The organism is Pseudomonas sp. PAMC25584, from assembly GCF_058135675.1.
Window position 1 is genome coordinate 89,151 of record NZ_CM176870.1, and the last position, 26,101, is coordinate 115,251.

Sequence of the window (26,101 nt, forward strand, 5' to 3'; positions counted from 1 at the left end):
TGCCATGCGCCGCTGGGGTACCGAACGCGTTGTCGGCCTGCATGACCCACAGGTCAACGAAGCTCACCTGGAATCCACAGGACTGCCGGCGGACAGCCGCCTGCGCCTGCTCAGCTTCAATATCCAGGTGGGCATCAGTACCGAGAAGTACCGGCACTACCTCACCCGTGGCTGGCAGCACTTGTTGCCCCACAACGGGCGGGCCGGCAACCTGCAGAAGATCGGCGACCTGTTGGGCGACTTCGACCTGGTCGCCTTGCAGGAAGCTGACGGCGGCAGCATTCGCTCGGGCTACATCAACCAGGTGGAACACCTGGCCCAGTTGGGCGCGTTTCCCTATTGGTATCAGCAACTCAATCGCAACCTCGGGCGTCTGGCGCAGCACAGCAATGGCGTGCTCAGCCGCCTGAAGCCATCGGCTATCGAAGATCACCCATTGCCGGGCCCCAAGGGCCGTGGCGCGATCCTCGTGCGTTTCGGCGAAGGCCCGGAAGCCCTGGTGGTGGTGATGATGCATCTGGCACTCGGGGGGCGTACCCGCAACCTGCAGTTGGCCTACGTGCGTGAGTTGATTGGCGGCTACAAGCACCAGGTGCTGATGGGTGACATGAACACCCATGCCACCGACCTGCTGCAGAATTCCCCGTTGCGTGACCTTGGCTTACTGGCGCCGCAAGTCGAAGCCACGTTCCCCAGCTGGCGCCCGCAACGCTGTCTTGACCATATCCTGCTTAGCCCGACCCTCACGCTTGAAAGCGTGCAGGTGTTGGCGCAGCCCATCTCCGATCACCTGCCGGTCGCGGTGGAGATTCGTCTGCCGGGTTCGCTCACGGCTGATGCATTGCCCGCGTTGAGCCCCGGCCCTCGCGGACCCCTTGCATGAGCGACGAAGCCCAGCGCTGGAAAGAGAAATACCTTAAAAGCATCGAACAACAAGACACGCTCGAACGCCGCTGGGCTGCCCGCCTCGACCTGCTGCGCCGAGGGTTGGTGCGCAGTACGTTGGCCGCTGAAGGCACCGACCGCGCGGTCGATCAATGCATGAAGGAAATGCGCGACGCAGTGCGCACCGACGACATGGATGCCGCCCTCGCTGGGTTGCTGCCGCGCCTGGAAAAAGCCGTACTGGATTCGGAGCAGCGTCGCGAAACCCGGATTGACCAGATGAGTACCGCGCTCGCGGCCCTGGTTGCGCAGTTGCAGAAACTGCCGCTGCCCCGCGAGGTGGCCCGCCCGTTGAAAACCTTCGCCAAACAGTTGGATAGCCGCGTAGGCCAGGCGCGCGAGATCCCACTGTTGCTCAGTGAGCTGAGCAGCCTGCAAGGGCAGGCGTTGAATAACCTGGAGCCGGACGGCGAAACCCCGCGCCCCGGCCCCGGCCTGCTGCAACGCCTGTTTGGCGCCAAGGATGTCGCGAATGAAGCGCCGCCCGGCGAGGCCGCGCCGCCGCCTGCTCCGCCATCTTTACCGCCGCCCCCCGCCTCCAGGCCGGCGCCCGAGCCCGTCGCCGAGACGCCGGCGCAGCCTGACGAATTAGCCCAGGCCCTGCGGGCGTTCGCGCCGTTGCCGCAAGGCTCGGCCTCACCCCAGCCGGAACCCGTAGCGCCGGCCAAGGCGGTCGAGATCGTGACCCCCTCCGTTGCCGTCGAAGCCGTGTCACGAACTGCGCCGATCGCCCGGCCGGTCGAAGTGGCGGAGCCCGAGGCGCCTCCGGTCGAGGCGCAAGAGCCTGCCTCTGAAAGCGCACTCGCTGCGTTTATCGAAACACCGCCGGTCGAGGTCGATGCGCCGCCGCAAACTGTCATCGGCAGCCTGTCACTGCCGCCCGTGCAGGAAGTACCGGACCCGGACGAGTTGCAAGCGGACCCGGTCTACGCCCTGCCCGATTCGCCGGAGCCGTCCTACAGCTCCGTGGCCAAACACATTGAAGACACCTTACTTGGCCTGCTGGAAGACCTGTCGCTGCCCGAGCGACACCGGCCCCAGGCCGAAGCCATGCGCGAACGCCTGGCCCATGGTTTGAACTGGTACGAACTGCTGCCGATCCTCGACGATCTGGCCACGCTGATGCTGGCGATCACCGACAGCGGCCAACATGAGTTCGAGGCTTACCTAAAACAGCTCAACGAACGCCTCGAAGCGTTCCAGGGCCATCTGCAGACGGCCAGCGAAGGGTATGCCGACAGTCGCTCGGCCGCCCGGGAGCTGGACACGCAAATCCGTGAACAGGTCGACGGCCTGCAAAGCAGTGTGCAGGACGCCGCCGACCTGGACAGCCTCAAGCAGGTCTTGGAAAGCCACCTTGAAGGCCTGCTTGGCACCATGGACCAGCACCAGCAGCAACGTGATCAGCGCGAGCAGGAAGTGGCGGAGCGTTTGAAAGGGCTCGCGGAGCGCGTCGCCAATATGGAACAGGAGGCCCAGGGTTATCGCGATCACCTGGAAGTGCAGCGCCAGAAAGCCCTGATCGATCCGCTCACCGACTTGCCCAACCGTGCGGCCTGGAGCGAGCGCCTGGACCATGAGGTCAACCTCTGGCATCAGCGCGGCAATAGCCTGTCGCTGGCAATGCTGGACCTCGATCACTTCAAGCGTATCAACGACGGCTACGGGCATCTGGCCGGCGACAAAGTGCTGAAAATCATCGCCAACGTGCTGCGCAAGCGCCTGCGTCCTGGCGACTTCATTGCGCGATTCGGCGGTGAAGAGTTTGTGTTGCTGATGCCCGACTCCTCCCTGGCGAATGCCCTGGCCGCTGGCGAAGCGTTGCGAACGGCGATTGAAGTCTGCCCGTTCCACTTCAAGGGCGAGCCGGTGACGATCACGGTGTCGATGGGCGTGGCACAGTTCCAGCCCGGCGAGCGCAGTGACTTGGCGCTCAAGCGCGCCGACGAGGCGTTGTACCGGGCCAAGGCGGCGGGACGTAACCGGGTGCAGGCGGCCTAAAAGATGTTCCATTTTGTAATTTGACGTTTGGGCTACAAACGGTACGTTACACTGTTGCATTATCGTCTTCTGCGTAACGTGATCCGCCATGAAATCCGTGTACTTCGCTTTTGTGTTCCTCCTGCTCACCGGCTGCGCCAGCGGCCCGCGCCTGGATACCAGCCACCCCTCGGCCAACCACGACAACCGCGTGCAGTTCGTGGTGGTCCATTACACCTCGGCCAACCTTGAACGCTCCCTGGCGCTGCTGACCCATGGTCAGGTCAGCAGCCATTACCTGATCGGCGACGACGCTTCGGGCACCATCTACAAGCTGGTGGATGAAAGCCAACGCGCTTGGCATGCGGGGGAAAGCGAGTGGATGGGGCGTACCTGGCTGAACTCCAGCTCCATCGGGATCGAGATCGTCAACCCAGGGTTTCGCGACACGCCGACGGGCCGTGTGTGGTACCCGTACTCCGAAGCTCAGGTGCAATCGCTGGAGGTGTTGCTCAAGGACATCAGCACGCGCAATGGCATTGACCCCAAAAACATCATTGGTCACAGCGACATCGCGCCGCTGCGCAAGCAGGACCCGGGGCCGTTGTTTCCGTGGAAGCGCCTGGCCGAGAAGGGCTTGGGCGTCTGGCCCGACGCGCAGGCTGTGGCGCGCTACCAGGCGCAGTACGCCACGGATCTGCCGAGCATCACCTGGTTCCAGGAAGCGTTGGCGCACCTGGGCTACCAGACGCCGCAGACCGGTGAACTGGACGTCGCCACGCGCCATGTGATCGCGGCGTTCCAGATGCACTTCCGCCCTGCGCTGTTCGATGGCACACCGGATGCCGAGAGTGCCGCGATCCTGCGCGCCCTCGACCGGCGTTAATCGCTACAGCGGTAACGCCATATAGAACTGCGTGCCCTGCCCCGGCCTTGAATACACGCCCATGCGGCCGCCATGCAGTTGCACGATCTCCTTGCACAGCGCCAGCCCCAGGCCGGCGCCGCCTTTCTTGCGGCCCACCTGCACGAAGGGTTCGAAGATGCGCCCCTGCTGGCCATAGGCGATACCTTCGCCGTTGTCCTCGACGCTGATAATCACCCGCTCGCCATGACGCCGTGCCTGCAGGCGGATCTGCCCGCCTTCGGCGGTGTGGCGCAGGGCGTTGCCCAACAGGTTGTCGAGCACGCGTTCCAGTTGCGCCTGGTCGGCATACAGTCGGGGCAGGTCGGGCTGGGGCTCTACCAGCAGCTCGATGTGTTGCGCATTCGCCGGCTCGGCGAAGCGCGCACGCGCATGCTCCAGTAGGTCGGTGACATCGCACGGGCCCAGGGTGAGTTTTTGCATGCCGTTCTGGTAGCGCGAAAAGTTGAGCAGGTCGTTGATCAACTGCATCAGGCGCTGCATCTCTTCATTGACCGTATCCAGCAGGTCCGCTTCACGGGACTCCGCAGGAAACTTCGCGCGTTCGCGGAACAAGCCGAAGGCCATGTGCATGCCGGTCACCGGCGTGCGCAATTCGTGGGAGGCGCGCAACACGAACTCGCTGCGTACCCGCTCAAAGGCGCGCTGCTCGGTGACGTCATGTAGCACCATCACTGCGCCGAGGATATGCCCCTGGGTGTGGCTTACCGGCGTCAGGCTGTAGGTCAACAGGCGCAGCTCACCCTCGACTTCCACCTCCAGGTCGTCCGGCGCCCGTTCCAGGTTGCCGCCGCGCAGCACCAGTTGCAGTTGATCGTCCATTTCCGGGCGACCCAGCGCATCACCCAGGCCCTGGCCGAGACGTTCCTCGTCCCAGCCCAACTGGCGCTGTGCGACGGGGTTGAGGTGCTCCAGGCGGCCTTGACGGTCAATCATCAACAGGCCGTCGTCGATACTGTCGAGCACCGCTTGCAGGCGCTGCTGGCCCGCCAGCAGCTCATCGATATTGGTTGCCTGATGCTGGCGCAACGCTTCGGCCATGATGCCGAAGCGTCGGGTCAGTTGGTTCATTTCCGCCGCTGAAGAAATGGGCAGGGTCACTTCGAAATCACCTTGCCCGATCTTGTCGGCGGCCTTGGCCAGCGCTTCGATCGGCCCGCCAAACCGTCGGGCGATGCCATGGGCGGTAATAAAACCGATGATCAGCACCGCGAGGCCTACCAGCCCCAGCAGCCCCGCGATCAACAAGGCGCGCTCGCGGGATTTATGCTCGCTGGCGCTGATGTTTTCCAGGGCCTGCTTGTGCTCGGCGATCAGGCCGTTGCGCAGAACATTGAATGTTTCGGTGATTTTCTCTTTGCTGCCGGGCGGTGGGGACGCTTGTTGAGATTCGTCAAAAGCCGCCAGCAAGCGCTGGTAGTCGAGCCGGGCCTGACTGAAACCGCTGCTATGCCCGTCGCGCTGTTCGTGGGCAATGCCTTGGTCGAGCAGCTCGAAGTAATGCTGTTCCGCCGCTTGCAGTGCCTCCGGATTGGGGCGTTGTTCGAGCATCATCATCAACTGGTCGCCCAGGCTCTGGCGCAGCTTGAGTCCCAGGTCGAGGGTGATGAAGTTACTGCGAATCGATGACTCCTGGGTCTTGGCCATCTGCATCACGCTGACCAGCCCCAGGATCAACCCCAGCAGGGCGACGGTGATCAGCGCGGAGATACTCAGGAATAACCGAGTGCGCAGTTTCATCGCTAACTTCATAAGGTACAGCTCACAGGTTGTACTGTTTGCGTTTGCGGTACAGGGTCGACGCGTCGATGCCCAGGGTGCGGGCAGCCTGATCCAAGGTGTCGCTGGTGGCCAGTACGGCGCCGATATGCGCTTTCTCCAGTTCGTCCAGGCTCAACGCGGCACCGATACGGGGTGCATTGTGGGTCGGCTGTTCGGCCATTCCGAGGTGGCTGATTTCGACCTTTTCCTGCGGGCAGATAATGCTCGCGCGTTCCACCACGTTGCGCAGCTCGCGGATATTGCCCGGCCAGCGGTAGTTGAGCAGCGCTTCGCGCGCTTCATCGCTAAAGCCCCGCGCCGGTCGGGCGTATTCCTTGACGAAGCGGGCGAGGAAGCGGTCGGCCAGGGCCAGGATGTCTTCGCTGCGTTCGCGCAGCGGCGGCAGGTGCAAGGTGATCACGTTGAGGCGGTACAGCAAGTCTTCGCGAAAGCGGCCGTCGCGCACCATGTCTTCGAGATTCAGGTTGGTGGCCGCAAGGATGCGTACATCGGCGCGCCGGGTAACCGGGTCGCCCACGCGCTCGTATTCCTTGTCCTGGATAAAGCGCAGCAACTTGGGCTGCAGGGTGAGGGGAAAGTCGCCGATCTCGTCGAGAAACAGCGTGCCGCCGTCCGCCTGGTTAACCCGGCCCAAGGTGCTCTCGCTGGCGCCGGTAAAGGCACCGCGGCTATGGCCGAACAGTTCGCTTTCCATCAACTCCGCCGTCAGCGACGGGCAGTTGATGGTGACGCAGGATTTCTTCGCGCGCTTGCTCCAGCCGTGAATGGCCCGGGCCAACTCGCCTTTACCGGTGCCGGATTCGCCGAGGATGAGGATGTTGGCGTCAGTCCCGGCCACTTGGCGTGCAGTTTCCAGCACCACCATCATCGCCGGGCTGTGGGAGTCGAGGCCGTCTTTGGGTTGGCGTACTTCGCCTTCCAGCGCCTCCAGGCGCGCGGAGAGCTGGCGCACTTCCAATTGTTTGGCGGTGGCCAGGCGCAGTTGGTCGGGGCTGCACGGTTTGACCAGATAATCAGCCGCGCCGGCCTGGATCGCATCCACCGCAGTGTCCACGGCGGAATGCGCGGTCACAATCACCACGCGCATCCACGGCGCCTGGATGCGCATCTGCGCCAACACATCCAGGCCGTTATCCTCGCCCAGGCGCAGGTCCAGGAAGCACAGGTCGAACACTTGGCGTTGCATCAGGGCATCGGCCTGAGCGGCGCTGTTCGCGGTGGCTACGGTGTAGCCCTCATCTTCCAGGCAATAACGGAAGGTACGAAGGATCGCGGATTCGTCGTCCACTAAAAGAATGCGGCCTTGAAGTTCCTTGGCTGATTCCATTTGTCCCGCGCTCCTGAATATGAATGATGGTGTTTAGTCCCGCAATAATCGGGCAAGTTGCATGGTTCATTCTGATTGATAAAACGCAACGTCGTGCAGCTATCTACGTGTGTCCCTACAAAGCCCGCGCCTGCTGGCGTTTTCATGCCTTCTTGCCACTTCGGCAGTGCGCTATTGGCTTTCTATCCACCCATCCGACCACTGGTGATCGTGCATTTCGCACGGCGTCCAGGTGGCCATCGTGCAGGATGCTGGGCTTCGTGTTGATCAAATATATTTAACTGATTGATTTTGTTGAGTTTTATTTTGTAAAAAAGCTGGCACGCCCTCTGCAATAGCTCTCCTAACGAATAATCAAAATGCGGGAGAAAGCAGCATGACTCGCCAAAGCCTCGCTCAACTGTGTGTATCGCCAGTGCGCTTGCAACAAGGCCTGTTCGCCAGCCTGGCCCTGATGGTCACGTTGATTGGCGGCCAGCAGTTGCAGCATTGGCAGCAGCAGACCCCGCATTTCGAACGTCCGGCAATGACCCAGACCCATTTTCGCTCCATTGATAGCCGTTCCGTTGGCAGCGTCTCTGCCGATGTAACGGCTCCCCAACTGCGGATGGTTGACCAGGCGTCTGCCCTGGGTGAACTGCCATCCCAGGAACGTTGGGTGTTCTAGGCAACAAAAGGTCGCTTGAGTTGAGCGATTGCACGGCAGTACCGCTGTCACCCCTAAAAAAGCGTAAGGAGAATCACCATGTTGAGTTGGGCAATCACATTTCTGATCATCGCCATTGTGGCTGCAGTCCTGGGCTTCGGTGGGATCGCGGGCACTGCCACGGGTATCGCCAAGATTCTGTTTGTGGTCTTCCTGGTGATGTTCATTGCTTCGTTCTTCTTTGGTCGTCGCGGCCGAGGCTGAATATGACCACTTTGTCTCTCAAGGCCATGGCTGCCGTCCTGCTTCTGGGCGGCAGCGGTTTGGCGATGGCCGCTAACGACGGCCAGACCCGGGCCAACGAATTGCTCAGCGCGGACCCGCAGTACCGTGAAACGTGGCAAGGCGTGGTGAAGAAAGAAGAGCGCCTGCCGGAATGGGTCATGAACCTGTCCGGCACGGCCGAGCAAATGAATGCCGTTGAAGAAGAGGGCGACAAGTACTTGGTCGGGCCCCTCTGCGAAACCGCAGACACCTGCCTGAACAAGCGCCTGATCGTCGCCTTCAGTTACGACAAGGAAGATGCCTACGCCATGTTGGTGGAAGTCCCGGCCGGCCTGCCGGCGGACAAGTCTCCAACGCGTCACGCCGATTACCGGTTTATCGGTAAGCCGGATGCAGGCATGCAAAAGCTGCTGATGGAGCAACTGAAGAAAGATCCGAATTGGTACTAGGTTCCGTCTGACGCATCTGTCGTCTGCGGGGCCGGCGTCCATAGAAAGAAGCCCTTGCGCTTCTTTCTGTTTGCATCGCTCACCAAGGGCGATGCATGGCCAGGGGGCCGGGTTGCTCTGATCCGTCGAGATCGGCGTGACCTACGGGTACAGGGAGTGCCTGCGCAAGGGCCGGGTCAGGTGAAAAGCTACGACGCAAGTTCACACGCTCTCGAGCTTGCTGGACTTGCGGCGGGCTTATGAGGTTCATCCCCCGCCTCTCATACTGCTCTTAGCCGAGAATCTGCTTTTTGCCCGCGACTAACCATTACTGGGTATGTCGTGGCGACCATCTATCGAGAAAATTTCGTTCACGCTATAGGACATTTCAGACAACAGACCCCTGAATACACAGGCATTTTTGCGAATGCCTTCAGCGTGTCCTGCATCTCTAAGCGACCCTGATTTGACCGGTTCACGGCATATTCGCCGGGCAAAATGTCGCATTTGAACTGACCGTCCGGTCAGTTATTATGAAAAAAAGCCATGCCGATTCGGCATAGGGTAGGCGTTTACGGCATTAGACGTCGCCCCCTTGCATGGGAATAGTTGCGCCTTTTTTCGCCTGCCAGTAAGCCATTTCGGCCATGCGGCGGTGACTTTCTATGGAGGCAGATGCACACACTTTTTCGCTTCCGAGCGTTGCAGCTGGCGCATTTGCCTTAAGTTCACTTGAAGTAAGGGTAATGACATGAAGAAGGCAAAGCTAAGCCTCGCCTGGCAGATCCTCATCGGTTTGGTGCTGGGGATCGCAATCGGCGCCGTGCTCAACCATTTCAGTGCTGAAAAGGCCTGGTGGATCAGCAATGTGCTGCAGCCGGCGGGCGATATCTTTATCCGCCTGATCAAGATGATCGTGATCCCGATTGTGATTTCCTCGCTGATCGTCGGCATTGCCGGTGTCGGCGATGCGAAAAAGCTCGGTCGAATTGGCGTCAAAACCATCCTTTACTTCGAGGTCGTCACCACCATCGCCATCGTGGTCGGCCTGTTGCTGGCCAACCTGTTCCACCCTGGCACGGGCATCGACATGAGTACCCTGGGTACCGTGGATATCTCCAAGTACCAGGCGACAGCGGCGGAGGTGCAGCATGAGCATGCGTTCGTTCAGACCATCCTCAACCTGATCCCATCGAACATCTTTGCCGCCGTCGCGCGTGGCGAGATGCTGCCGATCATCTTCTTCTCCGTGCTGTTCGGCCTGGGCCTGTCGAGCCTCAAGCCTGAGCTGCGCGAGCCGTTGGTGACGATGTTCCAGGGCGTGTCCGAGAGCATGTTCAAAGTCACCCACATGATCATGAAGTACGCGCCTATCGGTGTGTTCGCGCTGATCGCGGTGACCGTCGCCAACTTCGGCTTCGCCTCTTTGCTGCCACTGGCCAAGCTGGTGATTCTGGTTTACGTCGCCATTCTGTTCTTCGCCTTTGTGATCCTGGGCCTGATCGCACGCCTGTTTGGCTTCTCGGTGATCAAGCTGATGCGCATCTTCAAGGATGAGCTGGTGCTGGCCTACTCCACCGCCAGTTCCGAAACCGTGCTGCCGCGGGTGATCGAGAAGATGGAAGCCTACGGCGCGCCGAAGGCCATCTGCAGCTTCGTGGTGCCGACCGGTTATTCGTTCAACCTCGATGGTTCGACCCTGTACCAGAGCATCGCGGCGATCTTTATCGCGCAGTTGTATGGCATCGACCTGTCGGTCGGCCAGCAACTGATGCTGGTGCTGACCCTGATGGTCACCTCCAAAGGCATCGCGGGTGTGCCGGGCGTGTCCTTCGTGGTGTTGCTGGCTACCCTGGGCAGCGTGGGCATTCCATTGGAAGGCCTGGCGTTCATTGCCGGCGTCGACCGCATCATGGACATGGCGCGTACCGCCCTCAACGTGATCGGCAACGCCTTGGCGGTACTGGTCATCTCCCGTTGGGAAGGCATGTACGACGATGCCAAGGGCGAGCGCTACTGGAACTCCCTGCCGCACTGGCGCACCAAGCAAGTGTTGCCGGCGGGTGAGGCCAGCCGCGGCTGAGGTCTGCCTGATGCGCACAAACCCCGGTAAATCCGGGGTTTGTCGTTTCTGTCAGCCCCGCTATCATTCGCCCCATCTTTCGGGGGATTCAACTGATGCTCAATGGCCTGTGGCTTGGCTTCTTTGTCGTAGCAATGGTGTCAGCACTGGCGCAATGGCTGGTCGGCGGCAACGCCGGGATTTTTGCGGCGATGGTGGAAAGCATTTTCGCCATGGCCAAATTGTCGGTGGAGGTCATGGTGCTGTTGTTCGGCACGCTGACGTTATGGCTGGGCTTTTTGCGCATCGCCGAAAAAGCCGGGATCGTCGACTGGCTGGCCAGGGCCCTCGGCCCGCTGTTTCGCCGGCTGATGCCGGAAGTGCCGGCTGGCCACCCGGCCATCGGTTTGATCACCCTCAACTTCGCCGCCAACGGCCTGGGCCTGGACAACGCCGCGACACCCATCGGCCTGAAAGCCATGAAAGCGTTGCAGGAGCTCAACCCGATCCCCAATACCGCGAGTAACGCGCAGATTCTGTTCCTAGTGCTCAACGCATCCTCGCTGACGCTGTTGCCGGTGACCATCTTCATGTACCGCGCCCAGCAAGGCGCAGCCGACCCGACGCTGGTGTTTTTGCCGATCCTACTGGCCACCAGCGCATCGACCCTGGTGGGCTTGCTCTCGGTGGCAGTGATGCAGCGCTTGCGGCTGTGGGACCCGGTGGTGCTGGCCTATTTGATCCCAGGTGCACTGCTGCTGGGCGGCTTCATGGCGTTGCTGGCGACCTTGTCCGCCACGGCGCTGGCCGGGTTGTCGTCGATCCTTGGCAACCTGACGCTGTTTGGCCTGATCATGCTGTTCCTGCTGGTCGGCGCGTTGCGCAAGGTGAAGGTCTACGAGGCGTTTGTCGAAGGGGCCAAAGAGGGCTTCGACGTCGCCAAGAACCTGCTGCCGTATCTGGTGGCGATGCTCTGCGCGGTGGGCGTGTTGCGTGCATCCGGTGCGCTGGACTTTGGCCTGGAAGGCATTCGTCATGTGGTCGCCTGGACCGGCATGGACACGCGCTTCGTCGACGCGCTGCCGACTGCGATGGTCAAGCCGTTCTCCGGCAGTGCCGCGCGGGCGATGTTGATCGAGACCATGCAGACCCAGGGCGTCGACAGCTTCCCGGCGTTGGTGGCGGCGACGGTTCAGGGCAGTACCGAGACCACCTTCTATGTGTTGGCGGTGTATTTCGGCTCGGTGGGTATTCAGCGGGCGCGGCATGCGGTGGGCTGTGCGTTGCTGGCGGAGTTTGCCGGTGTGGTGGCGGCGATTGCGGTGTGCTACTGGTTCTTTGGTTAAGGCTTGGATGGCTATCGGGAGCAAGCTCCCGATGAGGCCCTCAGCGTTTCGGCGCAGTGTTGCCCTGCGCCACCACCCAATCCACCACCTGCTTGTTCAACTGATCCCCCGCCAGCCCAAACCCGGCCACCACTGCCGGCACTTTGCTGTCGCTGACCGGCTGGCGCACTTCAAACCGTCGGCTGGCAATGATCCGCTGATCACTTCCACGCACCAGCCGCGCATCCAGGCGAATCACCACTTCCACCGCGCTGCTGCGGTATTCGCTCTGGAACGCCTGCAATTGCCCGCCCAGCTCGTAGTCGGCCTGCAGGTTGGTCTCGTCGCTGCTCAACAGCGTGACCCGGCCATCGCGCTGGAAGCCGTCCATGAAGCGGTTGCGCAGCAGGACCGGCGCCGGGTCGCTCCAGCGTGAGTGGGCGTAGCTGCTGATCAGATCGCCCTGGGGCACCACGGCAATGCGCGGGCTGTCGAGGAACTCGCTGGTCTGCGGCTTGGTCACGCGCAGCGACCAGGCTACCGGCGCCGCTTGGGCGGCCACCGGGGCCGAGGCCAGGCGGTAGACGTCCGATGGATCGGCCGTGGGCAGGATCGAGCACGCGCCGATCAGCGCCAGGGCAACGGGGGCGATCAGTTGGTAAGCACGCTTCATGGCGTGAACTCCTTGTTCTTGTCGCTGCCCAGCAGGTAACCGCTGGGGTTGGCTTCCAGGCGGCGGGAGATGGCGCGCAGCGAACCTAGGGTTTCGCGCAGTTCGCGCACGGCCGGCGCCAGTTCGTTGAGGCCCTGCATGCCGCTGTTCACCGCGTTCTTGTTATCGGTCAGCAAGGTGTTGATGGTCGCGGTGCTTTGCTCAAGGGATTTCATCGCCTGCTCAGCGCTGCCGAAGACCTGCCTGCCTTGATCGTTGAGCAGGCCGTTGGCATTGCGCATCAGCGCGGTGGTCTGCTCGAGGGCGGCACCGGCCTGCTTGCTGACCTGCATCAGTTGCTGCATCACCACTTTGATATCGCCGCGCTGGTCGGCAATCGCGCCGGTGGTTCGTTCCAGATGGTCCAGGGTGTTGCTGATGCGCTCGACATTCTGCGCAGAGAACATGTCGTTGGCGTTGTGCAGCAGCAGGTTGATGCTGGTCATCAGGTCGTTGCTGTTGTTCAGCAACCGCGCGATAGGGGATGGCGAGGCGATGATCTCCGGCAGGTCGCCGTCCTTGCCCTTGAGTGTCGGGCTTTGCGGTGTGCCGCCGCTGAGCTGGATGATCGAGGTGCCGGTGATGCCGGTCAGGGCCAGCTTGGCCTGGGTGTCTTCCTTGATCGGCGTCTCCCCGGAAAGGCGGATGCGTGCGAGCACGCGGCGCGGGTCTTTGGGGTCCAGGCGCAGGCTGATGACATCGCCCACCTTGATCCCGCTGTACTGCACCGAGCTGCCCTGGGACAGGCCGCTGACCGCCTCGTTGAAAATCACTTCGTAATCCTGGAACGCGGCGTCGACGCTGGACTTGGCCAGCCACAAGCCAAACAGCATCGCGCCGACCACCACAATCACGCTGAACAGACCGATCATCACATGATGGGCTCGGGTTTCCATGTCATACCTCGTTGAGCGGTTGAGCGGCATCCAATGCCGCGCGGCCCCGGGGGCCGTGGAAATATTCGTGAATCCAGGCGTCGTCGGTTTCCGAGACGACATCGATGGCATCGGCCACCAGCACTTTCTTCTGCGCCAGCACCGCGACGCGGTCGGTGATGGTGTACAGCGTGTCCAGGTCGTGGGTGACCAGGAACACGCTCAGGCCCAGCGCATCGCGCAGGGTCAGGATCAGTTGGTCGAATTGCGCGGCGCCGATCGGGTCGAGCCCGGCGGTGGGTTCGTCGAGGAACAGAATGTCCGGGTCCAGCGCCAGGGCTCGGGCCAGGGCCGCGCGCTTGATCATGCCGCCGGACAGCGACGCCGGGTATTTGTCGGCCGCCGACAGCGGCAACCCGGCCAACGCCAATTTGACTGCGGCCAGGTGCTCGGCGTCGGCGCGGCTCAGGCCGGCGTGCTCGATCAGCGGCAGCGCGACGTTCTCAATCACGGTCAGCGAAGAAAACAGCGCGCCCTTCTGGAACAGCACGCCAAAGCGCCGCTCCACCAGTGAGCGCTCATGCTCCGACAGGCTCGACAGGTTCTTGCCGAATACCCGCACCTCGCCTGCGCTGGGCCGGCGCAGGCCGACGATGCTGCGCAACAGCACCGACTTACCGCTGCCGGAGCCGCCGACCACGGCGAGGATTTCGCCCTTGTACAGATCCAGGTTGAGGTTTTCGTGCACGCGCTGGCTGCCAAAGCGATTGCACAGCCCACGGACTTCGATCACCGCTTCGCTGGGGGCTCGGGGTAGGCGCCTCACCAGCCCATCTCCATGAAGAACAACGCGGCGACCGCATCGAGCACGATCACCACAAAGATCGATTGCACCACGCTGGAGGTGGTATGGGCGCCGACCGACTCGGCGCTGCCGCTGACCTTGAAGCCTTCCAGGCAACCAATGGCGGCGATCAGGAACGCGAAGAACGGCGCTTTCACCATGCCCACCAGGAAATGCTTCACACCAATGTCCGACTGCAGCAGCGAGAGGAACATCGCCGGCGAAATATCCAGGGTCAGCGCACACACCACCCCGCCGCCGACAATCCCCGAGAGCATCGCCAGGAACGTCAGCATCGGCAGCGACACCAGCAGGGCCAGCACGCGGGGCAATACCAGCAGCTCCATCGGGTCCAGCCCCAGGGTGCGGATGGCGTCGATTTCTTCGTTGGCCTTCATCGAGCCGATTTGCGCGGTAAAGGCACTGGCGGTGCGGCCGGCGATCAGGATCGCGGTCAGCAAGACGCCGAATTCCCGTAGGAAGGAGAACGCCACCAGGTCCACGGTGAAAATCGTCGCGCCAAAGCTCTTGAGCACCGTGGCGCCGAGGAACGCCACCACGGCGCCCACCAGAAACGTCAGCAAGGCGACGATGGGCGCGGCGTCGAGGCCGGTCTGTTCGATATGCGCAACCATCGGCGTCACGCGCCAGCGCTTGGGCCGGAAAATGCTGCGGGCGAAGGTTTCAAGGATCAGGCCGATAAAGCCCAGCAGTTGCTTGCTGTCCAGCCACACCGCATCCACCGCGGCGCCGATGCGCGCCAGCACCTGGATGCCGGTGGCTTCTTCCGGGGCTTTTTCCGGTACGCAGAAATCATTCAGGGAGCGGTAGACGGTCTTGAGCAGTGCGCGGTCGGCGGCGGACAGGCTGCAGTCGGTTTGCTCGGCGGATTGCTCGATACGGTCTGGGCCCAGCAGCTCGACCAGCAGTGAGGCGCCAGCTGTGTCGAGGGCGCCGAGGCCATTGAGGTCGACGCGGGCGCCGGCGTCGTATCGGCCGTCGAGCTTGTCCGACAGTTTTTTCAGGTTTGTGTAGTGGGCAAGCGTCCAGTCCCCCGTAATCCTGAGCAACGGGGGGGCGGTGGACGTATCGAGGTGGGCTGTGCCGGCCGAGGTACGAGTGGTCATAAGCTCCGAGCTTGTCTGGCTATCCACAATGCCTACGTAATAGCACGATACAGCCTACTTTGGGTTGTCCGTTTGCGCTGTGTCAGTCACCTTGAAGCGCAGCACGCCGATCACCTGCCCGTCTTCGGTCAGCACCTGGACTTGCCAGCGCCCCACCGCGTCGGCCGGGAAGTTCTGTTTGTGGGTCCAGGCGCGGTAGCCTTCCTTGCGCCCGCCATGAATATCCAGGGCGATGCGGTCGACCTCCTTGCCGTTGAATTTCCACACGTGGTAGATCCGCTCATCCAGCCCGCGCGGGGCATTGATGGCGGTATAGGCATAGAGCCCGGCGCTGCGCAGTTGGGCGGCGCTGACTTCTTTGAGATCGTCGCCCGGCGTGCGGTCTTGCAACTGGGTGCTGATCGCCACTTCAGTCATCCACAAGGTGGCCGGTGGCACCCAACTGCGTAGGAACCATCCTGCGCAGCCAATGGCGGCCGTGACCCCGAGCAGCATCGCCCAGCCTTTGAGACTGCGCAGCGGCAAGCTCACGGCCAGGCTCGGGATCGACAAGGCCATGGCCACGCCGAGGGCCAGTTTGTAGCTCTCGGCGGTGGTCAGGTGCAGGATGATCGGCAGCGCGGTGAGCAGCGCGGCGAACAGGGTGAAGGTGTGTAAGGCGAGGAACAGCGAGCGTTTGGGCGCCAGCCACTTGTAATAGAGCGGGTCGGTGATCGACACCAGCGCCGCCGCGCCGAGCAGCCCGGTGAAGATCGATTGGCCGCTGTTCCAGGCGGTGGTGATGAAAAAGAACGGCAGCACAAAAAACAGACTTTCCTGGTGGATCATCTGGGTGGCGTAACGCAGCAGCGGTTCGGGGATTTCGCGCTTGAAGACTTTGGTGAACAGCTGGGTAAAGCTGTTTTCCAGCATCAGCCACAACCAGCTCACCAGCATGATGACCGCGATCCAACTGGCCATGCCCTGCTGGCGGTCCACCAGGATGAAGCTGCTCACCCCCGAGATGAAGCCGCCGAGTGCGATCACCCCTGGGTAGCGTTTCATCAGTTCGAGGATGCGCTGGATGTAGTGGTTCAGGTTCGGCATTCGGCAGTCACAGTCTTTGTAGGAAAAATCCCCGATAGAATAACGTCTTAGCCCTGGGTACGGTGCCTCATTGCGCGATCCGTTTGCGATAACTGCGCACGCCGATCAATACAATCGCGATCAGCCCGAGCACACCGGCACCTATCCAGTTCAGCATGTCGTAGCTCAGCAGCGGTTTTTCGATGCGCCAGTAGCCCGGCTGCTTGAATAGCTCGCGCATGGCCTGGTTGGTCTGCGCCAGGCTCACGGCCTTGATGCGTTTGACCGGGTCGCTGAAGTGACCGTTGTCGTAGTCGCCCGAGGCGCTCCAGTAATAGTCGGCCAGCGCGCTGTTGCCCTGCACGGCCCAGGCCTGGCGCGCGATGGCGGCCTGTTGCAGGCGTGCGAATGCCGCCGGGTCGAGGCCGTCCTTGAGCAGTTGGGCCTTGAGGTCCTGCAACACCTGTTCGGCTTCGGGGAGGGTTTCCCGTTCGAGGTCGGCATTCAGGCTGAGGAAACCGACGCCGCCGAGCACTTCGCGTTCGCTCCACGGGCCGTAGGACAAACCGTGCTTGAGGCGCAGTTGGCGATACAGCGCCCAGTCGAGGTAGTCCTTGAGCAGGTCGTAGGTTTCGTCATGCTGGTCGTCGAGCACCGGCTCGGGGAACAGCCAGTGCAGTTTGGCGCCGTTGCCGACCCAGCCATGGATCAGGTCGCGACGGCTGGCAGCGGCGTGCTGGATTTCCGGTAGGGCCAGATGCTCGGTCGGCTCGACCGGAACGAGTTGGCCATAAGTGCGTTCCAGGTAGGCCGGCAGCAGCTTGTCGAGGTCGCCGACGATGATCAGCGTCATGTTGTTAGGGGCGTACCAGTTTTTGCGCAGTTGCTCCAGTTGGTCGCGGGTCAACTGGTTGACCTGGGCGCGTTCGGCGCACTTGAGGCCCAGTTCGACCGCCAATTGGTTGCTGGCGGTGTGGCCCAGGTCCTGGCGGTCCAACAGGCGCTGCAGGTGTGAGTAATGGCCGCCGTCCTCGCGCTCGACCACCTGCTTGGCCGCGTTGATATGGGCGTCGGTGAGTTCGGTGCGAGTGAGGATCGCCCGTAGCAGGTCCAAGACCTTGCGCTGGTTTTGCGCGGGCGCCTCGATCACGAAGGTGGTGTCGGCATTGCTGGTGTAGGCGTTCCACTCGCCGCCCAGGGCTTGCATGCGTTCTTCGAGGTCGCCTTCACCGCCGCCGTCGATACCGCTGAACAACAAGTGTTCGAGCAGGTGCGGCAGTTCCTTGTCTGCGCAACGGAAGTCATCCAGGCCCACGCCGACTACCAGGCGAATGGCCACATGCCCGCGTTCGGTGCCCGGCTTGAGCAGTAATTGCAGGCCATTGGGCAAGGTGTAGCCCTCGACTTGCAGGCGGTCAAAGGCAAAGGCGTGTACAGAGCCCATGAGCAGGCAGGCGAATAACAGGCGACGCATAACTGGCTTCCTGGCGAGTGAGGTCAGTGTTAACTGACTTCACTGGCCGTCTTACGTTCAGGGCGAATGTGTGATGTCGGCAATATCTTCGGCGGAGAGCGCGCTGATGTCGGACGTTTCCAACACTGCATAAGCACTGCTGCAGAACAACGAGTTCAAGCGTTTCATGTCGGCAATCAGTTCCAAATGCAGGGAGCTGGTCTCCAGGCTCTGCACGATCTTGCGTTGCAGACGGCTGACGTGGGCGTGTGCCAGGCGGCGCTCCTGGGCGCGGAAGCGGCGTTTCTCGCGCAGCAATTGGCGCGCGCTTTCCGGGTCAGCACTGAGGAACACCGACAGGCCCAGGCGCAGGTTGGCGATCAGTTGGCTGTGCAGGCCGGTGAGTTCTTCCAGGCCCACTTCGGAGAACTGGCGCCGCTGGGAGGTTTTCTGCTGCTGGACTTTGCGCAGCATGCGTTCGATCAGGTCGCCAGCCAGTTTCAGGTTGATCGACAGCTCGATGATCTCGGCCCAGCGGCGGTTGTCCTGTTCGCTTAGGTCTTCGCGAGGCATTTGCGCCAGGTAGAGTTTGATCGCGCTGTAGAGTGCCTCGACGTCGTCGCTGAGGCTGCGCATTTCCTGGGTGATGGCGGTTTGTTTGCCGCGCAGCACTTCGAGCATCGCGGTGAGCATGTTGTCGATCAGGTCGCCCAGGCGCAGGGTTTCCCGCACTGCGTTGGCCAGCGCCAGGCTTGGCGTGGCCAGGGCGGCGAGGTCCAGGTGGCGCGGCGTGGCCTTGCCGTTGGCCTCTTCCCGTTCGGGCAGCAACCACGCGCAGACCCGGGCCATCGGGCCGATGCTCGGTAGCAGGATCAGGCAACGACTGACGTTGTAGAGCAGGTGGAAGCTAATGACCATGCCTTGGGCGCTGTAATCCAGGCTGTCCATCCACAACACGAGCGGGTCCAGCACCGGGATGATCAACAACAGGCCGATCAATTTGTACAACAGGCTGCCCAGGGCTACCTGGCGTCCGGCGGCGTTCTGCATGTTGGTGCTGAGGAACGCCAGCACGCCGCTGCCGATGTTGGCGCCGATCACCAGGCCGATGGCCACGTGCAAACCGATCACGCCGGCGCCGGCCAGGGTGGCGGTCAGCAGTACGGCGGCGAGGCTGGAGTAGGAAATCATCGCGAACAACGCGCCGATCAGGGCATCGAGCAGGATGTCGCCGGTCAGCGAGGCAAACAGCACCTTCACGCCCTGCGCGTGGGTGATCGGCCCGGCGGCTTCGACGATCAATTGCAGCGCGAGGATGATCAGCCCGAGGCCGATCCCGACCCGGCCCAACTGCCCGGCCCGCGTCTGTTTGCGCGACAGGAAGAAGATCACCCCGAGAAAGATCAGCAGCGGCGACAGCCAGGACAGGTCAAGGGTGAGCACCCGCGCCATCAGCGCCGTACCGACATCGGCGCCGAGCATGGTCGCCAGGGCGGGCATCAGCCCCATCAGGCCCTGGCCGACAAACGACGTGACCAGCATGGCGGTGGCGTTGCTGCTCTGCACCATGGCCGTCACCAGGATACCGGCGACAAATGCCAGCCAGCGCTTGGACATGTTTTGCCCGATGACGTGGCGCAGGTTGGAACCGTAGACCCGCAGGATACCGGTACGGACGATATGCGTGCCCCAGATCAGCAGGGTCACGGCGGAAAGCAGATTGAGCAAGGTCAGCATGCTCGGCCTCCCGTGTGGGTGGGCTCCAACAGGAGCCAATGAGAATTGCCGCGTGCCGTTCTACGTCTTGTACTTAAGCTGTAGTTGGCGAATGGGCTCTGCGCCAGCATCGCATAGCTAAAGTTGGGATTGAAACAAAACTGTCATGAGATCAATTTTTTGCAGATGAAAAAATGGGGCGCGAACGCCCCATTTCAGCAGCGGATCAAGGTTATTGACCCGGAATGTCCTTGCGCAGTTTCACAGGGTCCTGCTGTTTCTTCTTTTTCGCGATGGCGGTGCGCATCTTGATGTTCACCACTTCCACCGCCAGCGAGAACGCCATGGCGAAGTAGACGTAGCCTTTTGGTACATGCACGTCGAAGGATTCGGCGATCAGCACGGTACCCACCACCACCAGGAACGACAGCGCCAGCATCTTCAGCGACGGGTGCTTGTCGATGAAGTCGCTGATGGTGCCTGCTGCCAGCATCATCACCAGCACCGCGACCACGATCGCCGCGATCATCACCGGCACATGGGACACCATGCCGACGGCGGTGATGACCGAGTCCAGGGAGAACACGATGTCGATGATCGCGATCTGGATGATGGTGTAGATGAACTTGCCGCCGGTGCCTTTGGGCTCTTCGTGGGTTTCGTCTTCACCTTCCAGGGCGTGGAACATCTCCTGGGAGCTTTTCCACAGCAGGAACAGGCCACCGAAGAAGAGGATCAGGTCGCGCCCGGAAATGCCCTGGCCGAAGACCACGAACAGATCGTCGGTCAGGCGCATCACCCAAGCGATGGACAGCAGCAACAGGATACGCGTGACCATGGCCAGGGCCAGGCCGAAGAACCGGGTGCGCGCCTGCATATGCTTGGGCATGCGGCTGACCAGGATCGAAATCATGATGATGTTATCGATGCCCAGGACGATCTCAAGGGCCGTCAGGGTGAAGAAGGCAATCCAGATTTCCGGATTGGTCAGCCATTCCATGTGTATTCCTTTAAGCAAGTGTTAAACCGCGCCAGCTGCAGCGCCGCGCGGTGAGTCGGTAGGATTATAGAGTGCTGAACAGCGGAAAAATCCCCATCAGCAACGCGGCGAACATTATGCACAGGCACACCAGCACTGCCCACTTCAGGGTGAAGCGCTGGTGATCGCCGAATTCGATACCGGCCAGGGCCACCAGCAGGTAAGTCGACGGCACCAGCGGGCTGAGCAGGTGTACGGGTTGGCCGACGATGGAGGCACGGGCCATTTCCACGGCGGTGATGCCGTAGTGGCTGGCGGCTTCGGCCAGTACCGGCAGTACGCCATAGTAGAACGCATCATTGGACATGAAGAAGGTAAACGGCATGCTCACCAGCGCGGTAATCACCGCGAGGTAAGGGCCCAGGGCGTCGGGAATGACCGCCAGCAGGCTCTTGGACATCGCGTCGACCATGCCGGTACCCGACAGGATGCCGGTGAAAATCCCGGCGGCGAAGATCAGCCCCACCACGGCCAGTACGCTGCCGGCATGGGCGGCGACGCGGTCTTTCTGCTGTTGCAGGCACGGGTAATTGACGATCATCGCGATACTGAACGCCACCATGAACAGCACCGGCAGCGGCAACAGGCCGGCGATCAACGTACACATCAGGGCCAGGGTCAGTACGCCGTTGAACCAGATCAGCTTCGGACGGCGGGCGTCCGGGTATTGCGACACGCTGATTTCGCTGTGGTCGATCTCGTCGCCCTGCAGGTGCAGTTCACCCAGGCGCGCACGTTCGCGCTTGCCGTACATATAGGCGATCACCAAGATCGCGACCACGCCGGCGGCCATGGCCGGGATCATCGGTACGAAGATGTCTGACGGGTCCACGTGCAGCGCACTGGCGGCGCGGGCGGTCGGGCCACCCCAGGGCGTCATGTTCATCACGCCACCGGCGAGGATGATCAGGCCGGCCATGATCCGCGGGCTCATGCCGATGCGCTGGTACAGCGGCAGCATGGCGGCCACGCAGATCATGTAGGTGGTGGCGCCGTCACCGTCGAGGGACACCACCAGGGCCAGCACGGCGGTGCCGACCGAGACTTTCAGCGGGTCGCCCTTGACCATCTTGAGGATCTTGCGCACGGCCGGGTCGAACAGGCCGGAGTCGATCATCAGGGCAAAGTAGAGGATGGCGAACATCAGCATCACGCCGGTCGGCGCGAGCTTGGTGATGCCTTCGAGCATCATCGGGCCGATCTTCGGCGCAAAACCGCCGAACAGCGCGAACAGGATCGGCACGATGATCAGGGCGATCAGCGCGGACAGGCGCTTGGTCATGATCAGGAACATGAACGTGATGACCATGGCAAAGCCAAGGAAAGTCAGCATAGGAATACTCCAGGCGTAGCGCGGCTAGGGAATGGCGAACCGGGTGGGGTCAGCGCAGAACGAGAGGCACTAGGCTTACGGGCGGAGTGTGGGCGAACAGGCGGGTACGGGCGGACATCGGGAATCACCATTGTTGTTAATAGCCGGTCTGTTGCCGGCAGTGGGGGCGATCCTAGACGCGTTAGCTTTCAGCCAGCTTTCGTTGATCAAACACGTGATATGGAAATGACACACGGTCTCCAGGCTTGCGCAGATCAAAATGTGGGAGGGGGCTTGCTCCCGATGGCGCAGTGTCAGCCACGGTTGTATTGGCTGATGCACCGCGATCGGGAGCCAGCCTCCTCCCACATTCAGGGCAATTCGAGGCCGCCGGCGGCTTTGTGCAGTGCGCGTAGATGTTCGCCGACCTGCTTGAGGTTGGCCTCGCAGGCGGCGATTTCGGCTGAGCGTGACGGGTCCAGCAGCGCCCTCACCTCTTTGTCCAGCTCGCCGGTCAGGGATTGCAGCTGTTTTTGGCGCTCGGCGCTTTCCGATTCAAGGCGCTTTGATTCCGAGGGTTGCGGCAGGCCGTAGCCGCTGCTGCCGAGCAGTTCCGCCGGGCGGCTGAGGAAGCCGCTGTTGGCGAGAATTTGTTGCAAGGTGGCGTTGGCTTTCTCCATGCCGCCGTTTTTCAGCTCGCGGGCGCCGAGGTAGCGCTGTTTGACTTCGTCCTGGGCCAGCATCAATTGTTTGCGAAAGCTCGCCTGTTCCAGCAGCAGGAGCGCGGCGCTGGTGCGCAGGTCGGCCTTGTCGAACCATTGGCGGCGCTCTTGCGCACTCAGGGACAGCCAGTCTTCGACCTGGGTCTGCTTGATCGGCAGGTGCTTGCGCAGCACGTCGAACATCGCTTGATAGCGCTCGCGGAACGAGTCGAAGTGATAGCCCAGGCGCAGCGCCTCGCGCTTGTCGTTCAATACGCTGGTGTCGGCCAGGCCGCGCGCCTGCAGGACCTCCAGCAGCCCGTTGGGCGTGATGTTGTCCAGGCCGGTCAGTTGCGGGTTGGCGCTGCCGCTGCGCAACAGTTTCAGGCCTTCGACCGCGCAGTTGTTAGACAGGAAGAAGTAGTTGCCGTCGTAGCTCCAGTGCATTTCAGCCGCGTGCTCGACGGTGTCCTCGATCTCCCGACGCGTCAGCTTCAGCGGCACCGAGGCGAGGCCGCGCAACTCGGTCTTGGTGTACTCGTCGATGACCTGGGCCAGCGGCAGCACGAACAGCCGTGACGGGTACTTGCCCACCAGGCCATCCCAGCTCGACAGCTGTACGTCACCGACAAAGGCGCGGTAGGACAACACCAGATGCTGGTCCAGATCGAGCCGACAGTCCGGGCCGCGAGGGCGACCGGGCGCGCAGATCACCAGGCGCAACATGCTGTGGCCCCAGCGGCTGACCAGGTTTTGGTTGGCTTCGGCGAGCAGGTAATCGATTTCGTAGACCCGTTCCGGGTCGACATGGCCCAGGGGCGTCTTGGCGAAATCGTTGCCGGCGTTGAGAAAGGCGTAGGTCTTGGCGCAGGTGTCTTGCTCGGGCGGCGCCCAGCCAAAGTGTTCCTTGTAATAGCGGAACAGCGCGGGGCGGCGGCAGGCGTAGCTCGGGTCGAGGAGGAAATACTCCATGTTGACCGCGACGAACTCCAGCGGGCTGCTGGTTTCGTAGAGGTCCGGGCTGCGCGCGATCTGGCGGTTGTGCTGCTCGCGTTCACCGCGGCGGCCGACGTATTGCGGCCAGCCGGCGAGGTCCAGCAGGCGTGGGTCGTCGCTGAAGGTGAAGCGGCGGTCGTTCTGGCCACGGCATTGATCGGGCAGGCCGATCAGGCCGGTGATGCTGTTCTGGCGGCTGCAGCGCCGGATCAGCGTGCGCTCGTCGCTGGGCCACAGGCGCGCACGGTCGTAGATGTGGGTCAGTTCATGCAGCACGGTGGCGAGCATTTCCCGGCGCACGGTGCCGTGGGGGCGGTTGGTCTTGCGGGTGGCGGCGCTGCCGTCGGTCAGGCTGGTGAGCAGGTTGCGGTTCAGGTCCAGTTCGGACACCAGCGAGGCCTGGCCGTAGGCGTTTTCGGGCATCTTATCGGTCCAGCCGACATCGATGCGCCGGTCCAACTGCTCGATAAAGCGCGGCGGCAGTGAGCGCAACGCTTCATCGAGCAACGCCTGGCTGGCCTGCTGTTCGGCTGGGCTCAACCCTTCGGTTATGAGCCGCAGTTGCAGGCTGGCCTGGGCTGCGCCGGCACACAGCAGCAGAGCCCCGGCCAGGAGCCAGGCGTTGAGACGCCTCACAGCGCGAGAATGGCTTCGGCGAGGGTCTGGTCGCTGGCATCACGGGCTTCCGGCACGCGGGTGCGCAGGGTGTCGAAGGCGGCTTCGAGTTGCGCGCCACGGATCTCGCCGTTGGTGGCGACGAAGCTGGCGGCGTCATCATGGGCTTCGCGCACGATCTTGGAGTCGCGGATCGAGGTGGTGGTGTCCGAGGTGAAATCAATGGTGCGCCCGGAGGCGCGCACGATGATGTTACTGGTGGCCTTCAAGGTCTGCGCGTGGGCGACATCGGTCAACAACAGCAGGCCGAGAGCGGCGGCGATCAGCGGGCTACGCATGGAATGACTCCGAAATACAAAGATGGTTATTGGACGAGAATTGCTTGCGCCAGTTCAAGGTCACTGGCGTTAAGTTTTGGTTGGCTGCGGCGCAGACGATCCAGTGCTGATTCCAGTCGAGCCCCCCTCCATCGGCCGTCAGTGGCAATGAATGCGGCGGCATCATCCTGGGCGGCCAGTACCCACTTTCTGTCGAACGGCGCGGAGGTCACTTTGCTGGTGGCATACGCGCTCACGACGGTGCTCTGGGTGGACAGATCAAAGGCCGAAGCCAATGGTGACCAGCAGGCGGAAAACATCACAGGAACGATTAACCGGCGGTATGAAAAAGCCATGGGACTCGACAACTGAAAGCGAGCGCCAAGGCTAGCGCAATGCCCGGGCGAGAGCCAGCGCCGAGGCATCCGGGAGCCGCTGGCGCTCCCTTGTCCCGCCCTGTTATCAGATGGCCAGAATGGCTTGGGCCAGTTGTGCGTCTGTCGCGACGTTCAGTTGTGGCGCTTGCTGGCGGATCTGCGCGAGGGCGCTTTCCAGTTTGACGCCGCGAATGGCACCGGCGCTGGCGACGAAGCTGGCGGCGTCGTCACGAGCGGCACGCACGACCTTGTTGTCACGCAGGGAGGACGTGGCATCGGAGCTCGCATCGGAGGTGGCTTTCAGCGCGCCGACGATGGAGTCGGTGGTGACGATGAAGCTGGACGCGTGGGCGTTGGCGGCGAGGGCCAGCAGGGTGGCGGCGCTCAGCAGGCGAAGACGGGACATGGGGTGACTCCTGTAGATGAACAAATAAGGTCGCGCGGAGCGGCCACTGTGAAGCGGATGTGGATGCCATTGGCATCAGACGCCCGTTCTACACGGTTCGCCACGTGGTGAGCGGATATTAAGCTGCGGCCTGTCCATTCGAAAAGCGCCTTGACTGTCTAGTCACGCCAGAATGGCTTGGACAGCTCGACCAGGCGTTCGCCGGGGCTGATACCCGCGTCGGACAGCTCTCGCGGGTCGAGTTGGGCCAGTTGGTGGCGCTCGTGAGCCTGTTGCAGCCATCTGGAGAGCGTAGCGGCAGTGCGACGTAACAACGAGGTGCGCGGGGTTGGTGGGTTCATGGGGAGCGCCTTTCATGGTGTTTTTGGAAGACCATGTTGAGCGGATCGTTTCGACCGATACAGATACACTGGCGCTTAATTGTACTGCTTAATTGTTGTATTTATTAAACTGTACTGGTTGATCTGCAAGCTATCTGTTCCGGGGGGCACAAACACCCAAACCCAGAAACAACAAAGCCCGCCTCCGGTTACCCGGGGCGGGCTTTGCTTAACGAATCAGGTTGCTGGCTGTGGACCCGGTAGGTCAGGGCCAGCGAGCGCCTATTAGCGCCAGAACGGCTTGCTCAGCTCTTCGTAGCGTTGTGCTTCGCTGATACCGGCGTCAGCCAGCAGACGCGAATCCAGACGAGCCAGTTGATGGCGGCTGGAGATGCGGCGCTGCCACAACATCAGGTTGGCGATAACGCGCAGAGGCATGGAAGCCTGGGTGTTTACAGCTTTCTCTTCGAAGAACAGATCGGAACTGAGTGTACGTTCCATGATGACATCCTTCCGCTTGT

The 26,101-nt window shown here is 62.1% G+C and carries 25 protein-coding genes; 8 read left to right on the forward strand and 17 right to left on the reverse strand.

The annotated features are described in order from the left end of the window. Nucleotides 1-4: 4 nt before the first annotated feature. The 3 genes from ACS5Q8_RS00455 (at nt 5) to ACS5Q8_RS00465 (ending at nt 3,811) form a co-directional block, all read left to right on the forward strand. Nucleotides 5-883 carry an endonuclease/exonuclease/phosphatase family protein gene (locus tag ACS5Q8_RS00455; RefSeq protein WP_247399221.1) on the forward strand — a complete coding sequence of 293 codons (879 nt, stop codon included), beginning with the start codon at nt 5-7 and terminating at the stop codon, nt 881-883. Next, nucleotides 880-2,946, forward strand: a complete 2,067-nt coding sequence (locus tag ACS5Q8_RS00460; protein ID WP_443693440.1) for a GGDEF domain-containing protein — start codon at nt 880-882, stop codon at nt 2,944-2,946. Before ACS5Q8_RS00455 ends, ACS5Q8_RS00460 begins: the two co-directional genes overlap by 4 nt. Nucleotides 2,947-3,034: 88 nt before the next feature. Next, on the forward strand, nt 3,035-3,811 hold the full coding sequence (locus ACS5Q8_RS00465) for an N-acetylmuramoyl-L-alanine amidase (protein WP_443693438.1): 777 nt from the start codon (nt 3,035-3,037) through the stop codon (nt 3,809-3,811). A 3-nt stretch (nt 3,812-3,814) separates the two neighbouring features. Here the strand turns inward: ACS5Q8_RS00465 and ACS5Q8_RS00470 are convergent, their stop codons facing one another. Together ACS5Q8_RS00470 and algB are read right to left on the reverse strand one after the other, a co-directional pair. After that, complete coding sequence (locus tag ACS5Q8_RS00470) at nt 3,815-5,602, reverse strand: ATP-binding protein (protein WP_443693437.1); 1,788 nt, start codon at nt 5,600-5,602, stop codon at nt 3,815-3,817. A 10-nt stretch (nt 5,603-5,612) separates the two neighbouring features. Beyond that, complete coding sequence (gene algB, locus ACS5Q8_RS00475) at nt 5,613-6,959, reverse strand: sigma-54-dependent response regulator transcription factor AlgB (RefSeq protein WP_276195646.1); 1,347 nt, start codon at nt 6,957-6,959, stop codon at nt 5,613-5,615. Between the two features lie 376 nt (nt 6,960-7,335). Here algB and ACS5Q8_RS00480 point away from each other — a divergent pair, with 376 nt between their 5' ends. The 5 genes from ACS5Q8_RS00480 (at nt 7,336) to ACS5Q8_RS00500 (ending at nt 11,726) form a co-directional block, all read left to right on the forward strand. Further along, a complete protein-coding gene (locus tag ACS5Q8_RS00480) occupies nt 7,336-7,626 on the forward strand; it encodes a hypothetical protein (protein WP_247403435.1) in 291 nt (96 codons plus the stop codon). A 78-nt stretch (nt 7,627-7,704) separates the two neighbouring features. Further along, nucleotides 7,705-7,869, forward strand: coding sequence for a DUF1328 domain-containing protein (locus ACS5Q8_RS00485; RefSeq protein ID WP_003170804.1), 165 nt, complete (start codon nt 7,705-7,707; stop codon nt 7,867-7,869). Nucleotides 7,870-7,871: 2 nt separating this feature from the next. Next, entirely contained in the window at nt 7,872-8,339 is a 468-nt protein-coding gene (locus ACS5Q8_RS00490) for an inhibitor of vertebrate lysozyme family protein (protein WP_443693435.1), read from the forward strand. A 730-nt stretch (nt 8,340-9,069) separates the two neighbouring features. Further along, nucleotides 9,070-10,401 (forward strand): glutamate/aspartate:proton symporter GltP, encoded by a 1,332-nt coding sequence (gltP, locus tag ACS5Q8_RS00495; RefSeq protein ID WP_276195666.1) that lies wholly within the window; start codon nt 9,070-9,072, stop codon nt 10,399-10,401. A gap of 95 nt (nt 10,402-10,496) precedes the next feature. After that, entirely contained in the window at nt 10,497-11,726 is a 1,230-nt protein-coding gene (locus ACS5Q8_RS00500; protein ID WP_276195667.1) for a nucleoside recognition domain-containing protein, read from the forward strand. A 40-nt stretch (nt 11,727-11,766) separates the two neighbouring features. On the opposite strand, the gene ACS5Q8_RS00505 is transcribed toward ACS5Q8_RS00500, so the two are convergent. The 15 genes from ACS5Q8_RS00505 to ACS5Q8_RS00575 form a co-directional block, all read right to left on the reverse strand. Continuing rightward, nucleotides 11,767-12,378 (reverse strand): ABC-type transport auxiliary lipoprotein family protein, encoded by a 612-nt coding sequence (locus ACS5Q8_RS00505; protein ID WP_426101959.1) that lies wholly within the window; start codon nt 12,376-12,378, stop codon nt 11,767-11,769. Further along, complete coding sequence (locus tag ACS5Q8_RS00510) at nt 12,375-13,313, reverse strand: MlaD family protein (protein WP_426101961.1); 939 nt, start codon at nt 13,311-13,313, stop codon at nt 12,375-12,377. Before ACS5Q8_RS00510 ends, ACS5Q8_RS00505 begins: the two co-directional genes overlap by 4 nt. A 1-nt stretch (nt 13,314) precedes the next feature. Further along, nucleotides 13,315-14,118 (reverse strand): ABC transporter ATP-binding protein, encoded by an 804-nt coding sequence (locus tag ACS5Q8_RS00515; protein ID WP_426101963.1) that lies wholly within the window; start codon nt 14,116-14,118, stop codon nt 13,315-13,317. Beyond that, the gene (locus ACS5Q8_RS00520; protein ID WP_426101965.1) at nt 14,115-15,263 is read right to left on the reverse strand and encodes an ABC transporter permease; all 1,149 of its coding nucleotides are present in this window, start codon (nt 15,261-15,263) and stop codon (nt 14,115-14,117) included. Before ACS5Q8_RS00520 ends, ACS5Q8_RS00515 begins: the two co-directional genes overlap by 4 nt. Before the next feature lie 54 nt (nt 15,264-15,317). Beyond that, the gene (locus ACS5Q8_RS00525) at nt 15,318-16,349 is read right to left on the reverse strand and encodes a DUF5924 family protein (protein ID WP_276195673.1); all 1,032 of its coding nucleotides are present in this window, start codon (nt 16,347-16,349) and stop codon (nt 15,318-15,320) included. A 67-nt stretch (nt 16,350-16,416) separates the two neighbouring features. Continuing rightward, on the reverse strand, nt 16,417-17,802 hold the full coding sequence (locus ACS5Q8_RS00530; RefSeq protein ID WP_426101967.1) for a M16 family metallopeptidase: 1,386 nt from the start codon (nt 17,800-17,802) through the stop codon (nt 16,417-16,419). A gap of 57 nt (nt 17,803-17,859) precedes the next feature. Then, nucleotides 17,860-19,518 carry a Na/Pi cotransporter family protein gene (locus tag ACS5Q8_RS00535; protein WP_465159726.1) on the reverse strand — a complete coding sequence of 553 codons (1,659 nt, stop codon included), beginning with the start codon at nt 19,516-19,518 and terminating at the stop codon, nt 17,860-17,862. Nucleotides 19,519-19,729: 211 nt separating this feature from the next. Beyond that, nucleotides 19,730-20,497 carry a TerC family protein gene (locus ACS5Q8_RS00540; protein WP_276195678.1) on the reverse strand — a complete coding sequence of 256 codons (768 nt, stop codon included), beginning with the start codon at nt 20,495-20,497 and terminating at the stop codon, nt 19,730-19,732. Nucleotides 20,498-20,561: 64 nt separating this feature from the next. Further along, nucleotides 20,562-21,869, reverse strand: a complete 1,308-nt coding sequence (locus tag ACS5Q8_RS00545; protein ID WP_247406788.1) for a CitMHS family transporter — start codon at nt 21,867-21,869, stop codon at nt 20,562-20,564. Between the two features lie 350 nt (nt 21,870-22,219). Further along, nucleotides 22,220-24,181, reverse strand: coding sequence for a DUF7844 domain-containing protein (locus ACS5Q8_RS00550; RefSeq protein WP_465159727.1), 1,962 nt, complete (start codon nt 24,179-24,181; stop codon nt 22,220-22,222). Next, complete coding sequence (locus ACS5Q8_RS00555; RefSeq protein ID WP_247403113.1) at nt 24,178-24,498, reverse strand: DUF2388 domain-containing protein; 321 nt, start codon at nt 24,496-24,498, stop codon at nt 24,178-24,180. The genes ACS5Q8_RS00550 and ACS5Q8_RS00555 overlap by 4 nt, the downstream gene beginning before the upstream one ends. 26 nt (nt 24,499-24,524) lie before the next feature. Then, nucleotides 24,525-24,833, reverse strand: coding sequence for a DUF2388 domain-containing protein (locus tag ACS5Q8_RS00560; RefSeq protein WP_276195682.1), 309 nt, complete (start codon nt 24,831-24,833; stop codon nt 24,525-24,527). 106 nt (nt 24,834-24,939) lie between these two features. After that, nucleotides 24,940-25,260, reverse strand: a complete 321-nt coding sequence (locus tag ACS5Q8_RS00565) for a DUF2388 domain-containing protein (RefSeq protein WP_276195683.1) — start codon at nt 25,258-25,260, stop codon at nt 24,940-24,942. A gap of 158 nt (nt 25,261-25,418) precedes the next feature. After that, complete coding sequence (locus tag ACS5Q8_RS00570) at nt 25,419-25,601, reverse strand: DUF1127 domain-containing protein (RefSeq protein ID WP_276195684.1); 183 nt, start codon at nt 25,599-25,601, stop codon at nt 25,419-25,421. Between the two features lie 264 nt (nt 25,602-25,865). Next, on the reverse strand, nt 25,866-26,081 hold the full coding sequence (locus ACS5Q8_RS00575; protein ID WP_099236514.1) for a DUF1127 domain-containing protein: 216 nt from the start codon (nt 26,079-26,081) through the stop codon (nt 25,866-25,868). Between the last annotated feature and the right edge of the window lie 20 nt (nt 26,082-26,101).

Excerpts from the sequence above, each read along its gene's own strand:
- ACS5Q8_RS00540 (WP_276195678.1), bottom strand. The coding sequence starts at position 20,497 with ATGGAATGGCTGACCAATCCGGAAATCTGGATTGCCTTCTTCACCCTG.
- ACS5Q8_RS00570 (WP_276195684.1), bottom strand. The coding sequence starts at position 25,601 with ATGAACCCACCAACCCCGCGCACCTCGTTGTTACGTCGCACTGCCGCT.
- ACS5Q8_RS00525 (WP_276195673.1), bottom strand. The coding sequence starts at position 16,349 with ATGCCGAACCTGAACCACTACATCCAGCGCATCCTCGAACTGATGAAA.
- gltP (WP_276195666.1), top strand. The coding sequence starts at position 9,070 with ATGAAGAAGGCAAAGCTAAGCCTCGCCTGGCAGATCCTCATCGGTTTG.
- ACS5Q8_RS00510 (WP_426101961.1), bottom strand. The coding sequence starts at position 13,313 with ATGGAAACCCGAGCCCATCATGTGATGATCGGTCTGTTCAGCGTGATT.
- ACS5Q8_RS00500 (WP_276195667.1), top strand. The coding sequence starts at position 10,497 with ATGCTCAATGGCCTGTGGCTTGGCTTCTTTGTCGTAGCAATGGTGTCA.
- ACS5Q8_RS00505 (WP_426101959.1), bottom strand. The coding sequence starts at position 12,378 with ATGAAGCGTGCTTACCAACTGATCGCCCCCGTTGCCCTGGCGCTGATC.
- ACS5Q8_RS00485 (WP_003170804.1), top strand. The coding sequence starts at position 7,705 with ATGTTGAGTTGGGCAATCACATTTCTGATCATCGCCATTGTGGCTGCA.
- ACS5Q8_RS00555 (WP_247403113.1), bottom strand. The coding sequence starts at position 24,498 with ATGCGTAGCCCGCTGATCGCCGCCGCTCTCGGCCTGCTGTTGTTGACC.
- ACS5Q8_RS00470 (WP_443693437.1), bottom strand. The coding sequence starts at position 5,602 with ATGAAGTTAGCGATGAAACTGCGCACTCGGTTATTCCTGAGTATCTCC.
- ACS5Q8_RS00465 (WP_443693438.1), top strand. The coding sequence starts at position 3,035 with ATGAAATCCGTGTACTTCGCTTTTGTGTTCCTCCTGCTCACCGGCTGC.
- ACS5Q8_RS00530 (WP_426101967.1), bottom strand. The coding sequence starts at position 17,802 with ATGCGTCGCCTGTTATTCGCCTGCCTGCTCATGGGCTCTGTACACGCC.
- algB (WP_276195646.1), bottom strand. The coding sequence starts at position 6,959 with ATGGAATCAGCCAAGGAACTTCAAGGCCGCATTCTTTTAGTGGACGAC.
- ACS5Q8_RS00560 (WP_276195682.1), bottom strand. The coding sequence starts at position 24,833 with ATGGCTTTTTCATACCGCCGGTTAATCGTTCCTGTGATGTTTTCCGCC.
- ACS5Q8_RS00575 (WP_099236514.1), bottom strand. The coding sequence starts at position 26,081 with ATGGAACGTACACTCAGTTCCGATCTGTTCTTCGAAGAGAAAGCTGTA.
- ACS5Q8_RS00480 (WP_247403435.1), top strand. The coding sequence starts at position 7,336 with ATGACTCGCCAAAGCCTCGCTCAACTGTGTGTATCGCCAGTGCGCTTG.
- ACS5Q8_RS00545 (WP_247406788.1), bottom strand. The coding sequence starts at position 21,869 with ATGCTGACTTTCCTTGGCTTTGCCATGGTCATCACGTTCATGTTCCTG.
- ACS5Q8_RS00520 (WP_426101965.1), bottom strand. The coding sequence starts at position 15,263 with ATGACCACTCGTACCTCGGCCGGCACAGCCCACCTCGATACGTCCACC.
- ACS5Q8_RS00490 (WP_443693435.1), top strand. The coding sequence starts at position 7,872 with ATGACCACTTTGTCTCTCAAGGCCATGGCTGCCGTCCTGCTTCTGGGC.
- ACS5Q8_RS00460 (WP_443693440.1), top strand. The coding sequence starts at position 880 with ATGAGCGACGAAGCCCAGCGCTGGAAAGAGAAATACCTTAAAAGCATC.
- ACS5Q8_RS00455 (WP_247399221.1), top strand. The coding sequence starts at position 5 with ATGCGCCGCTGGGGTACCGAACGCGTTGTCGGCCTGCATGACCCACAG.
- ACS5Q8_RS00535 (WP_465159726.1), bottom strand. The coding sequence starts at position 19,518 with ATGCTGACCTTGCTCAATCTGCTTTCCGCCGTGACCCTGCTGATCTGG.
- ACS5Q8_RS00565 (WP_276195683.1), bottom strand. The coding sequence starts at position 25,260 with ATGTCCCGTCTTCGCCTGCTGAGCGCCGCCACCCTGCTGGCCCTCGCC.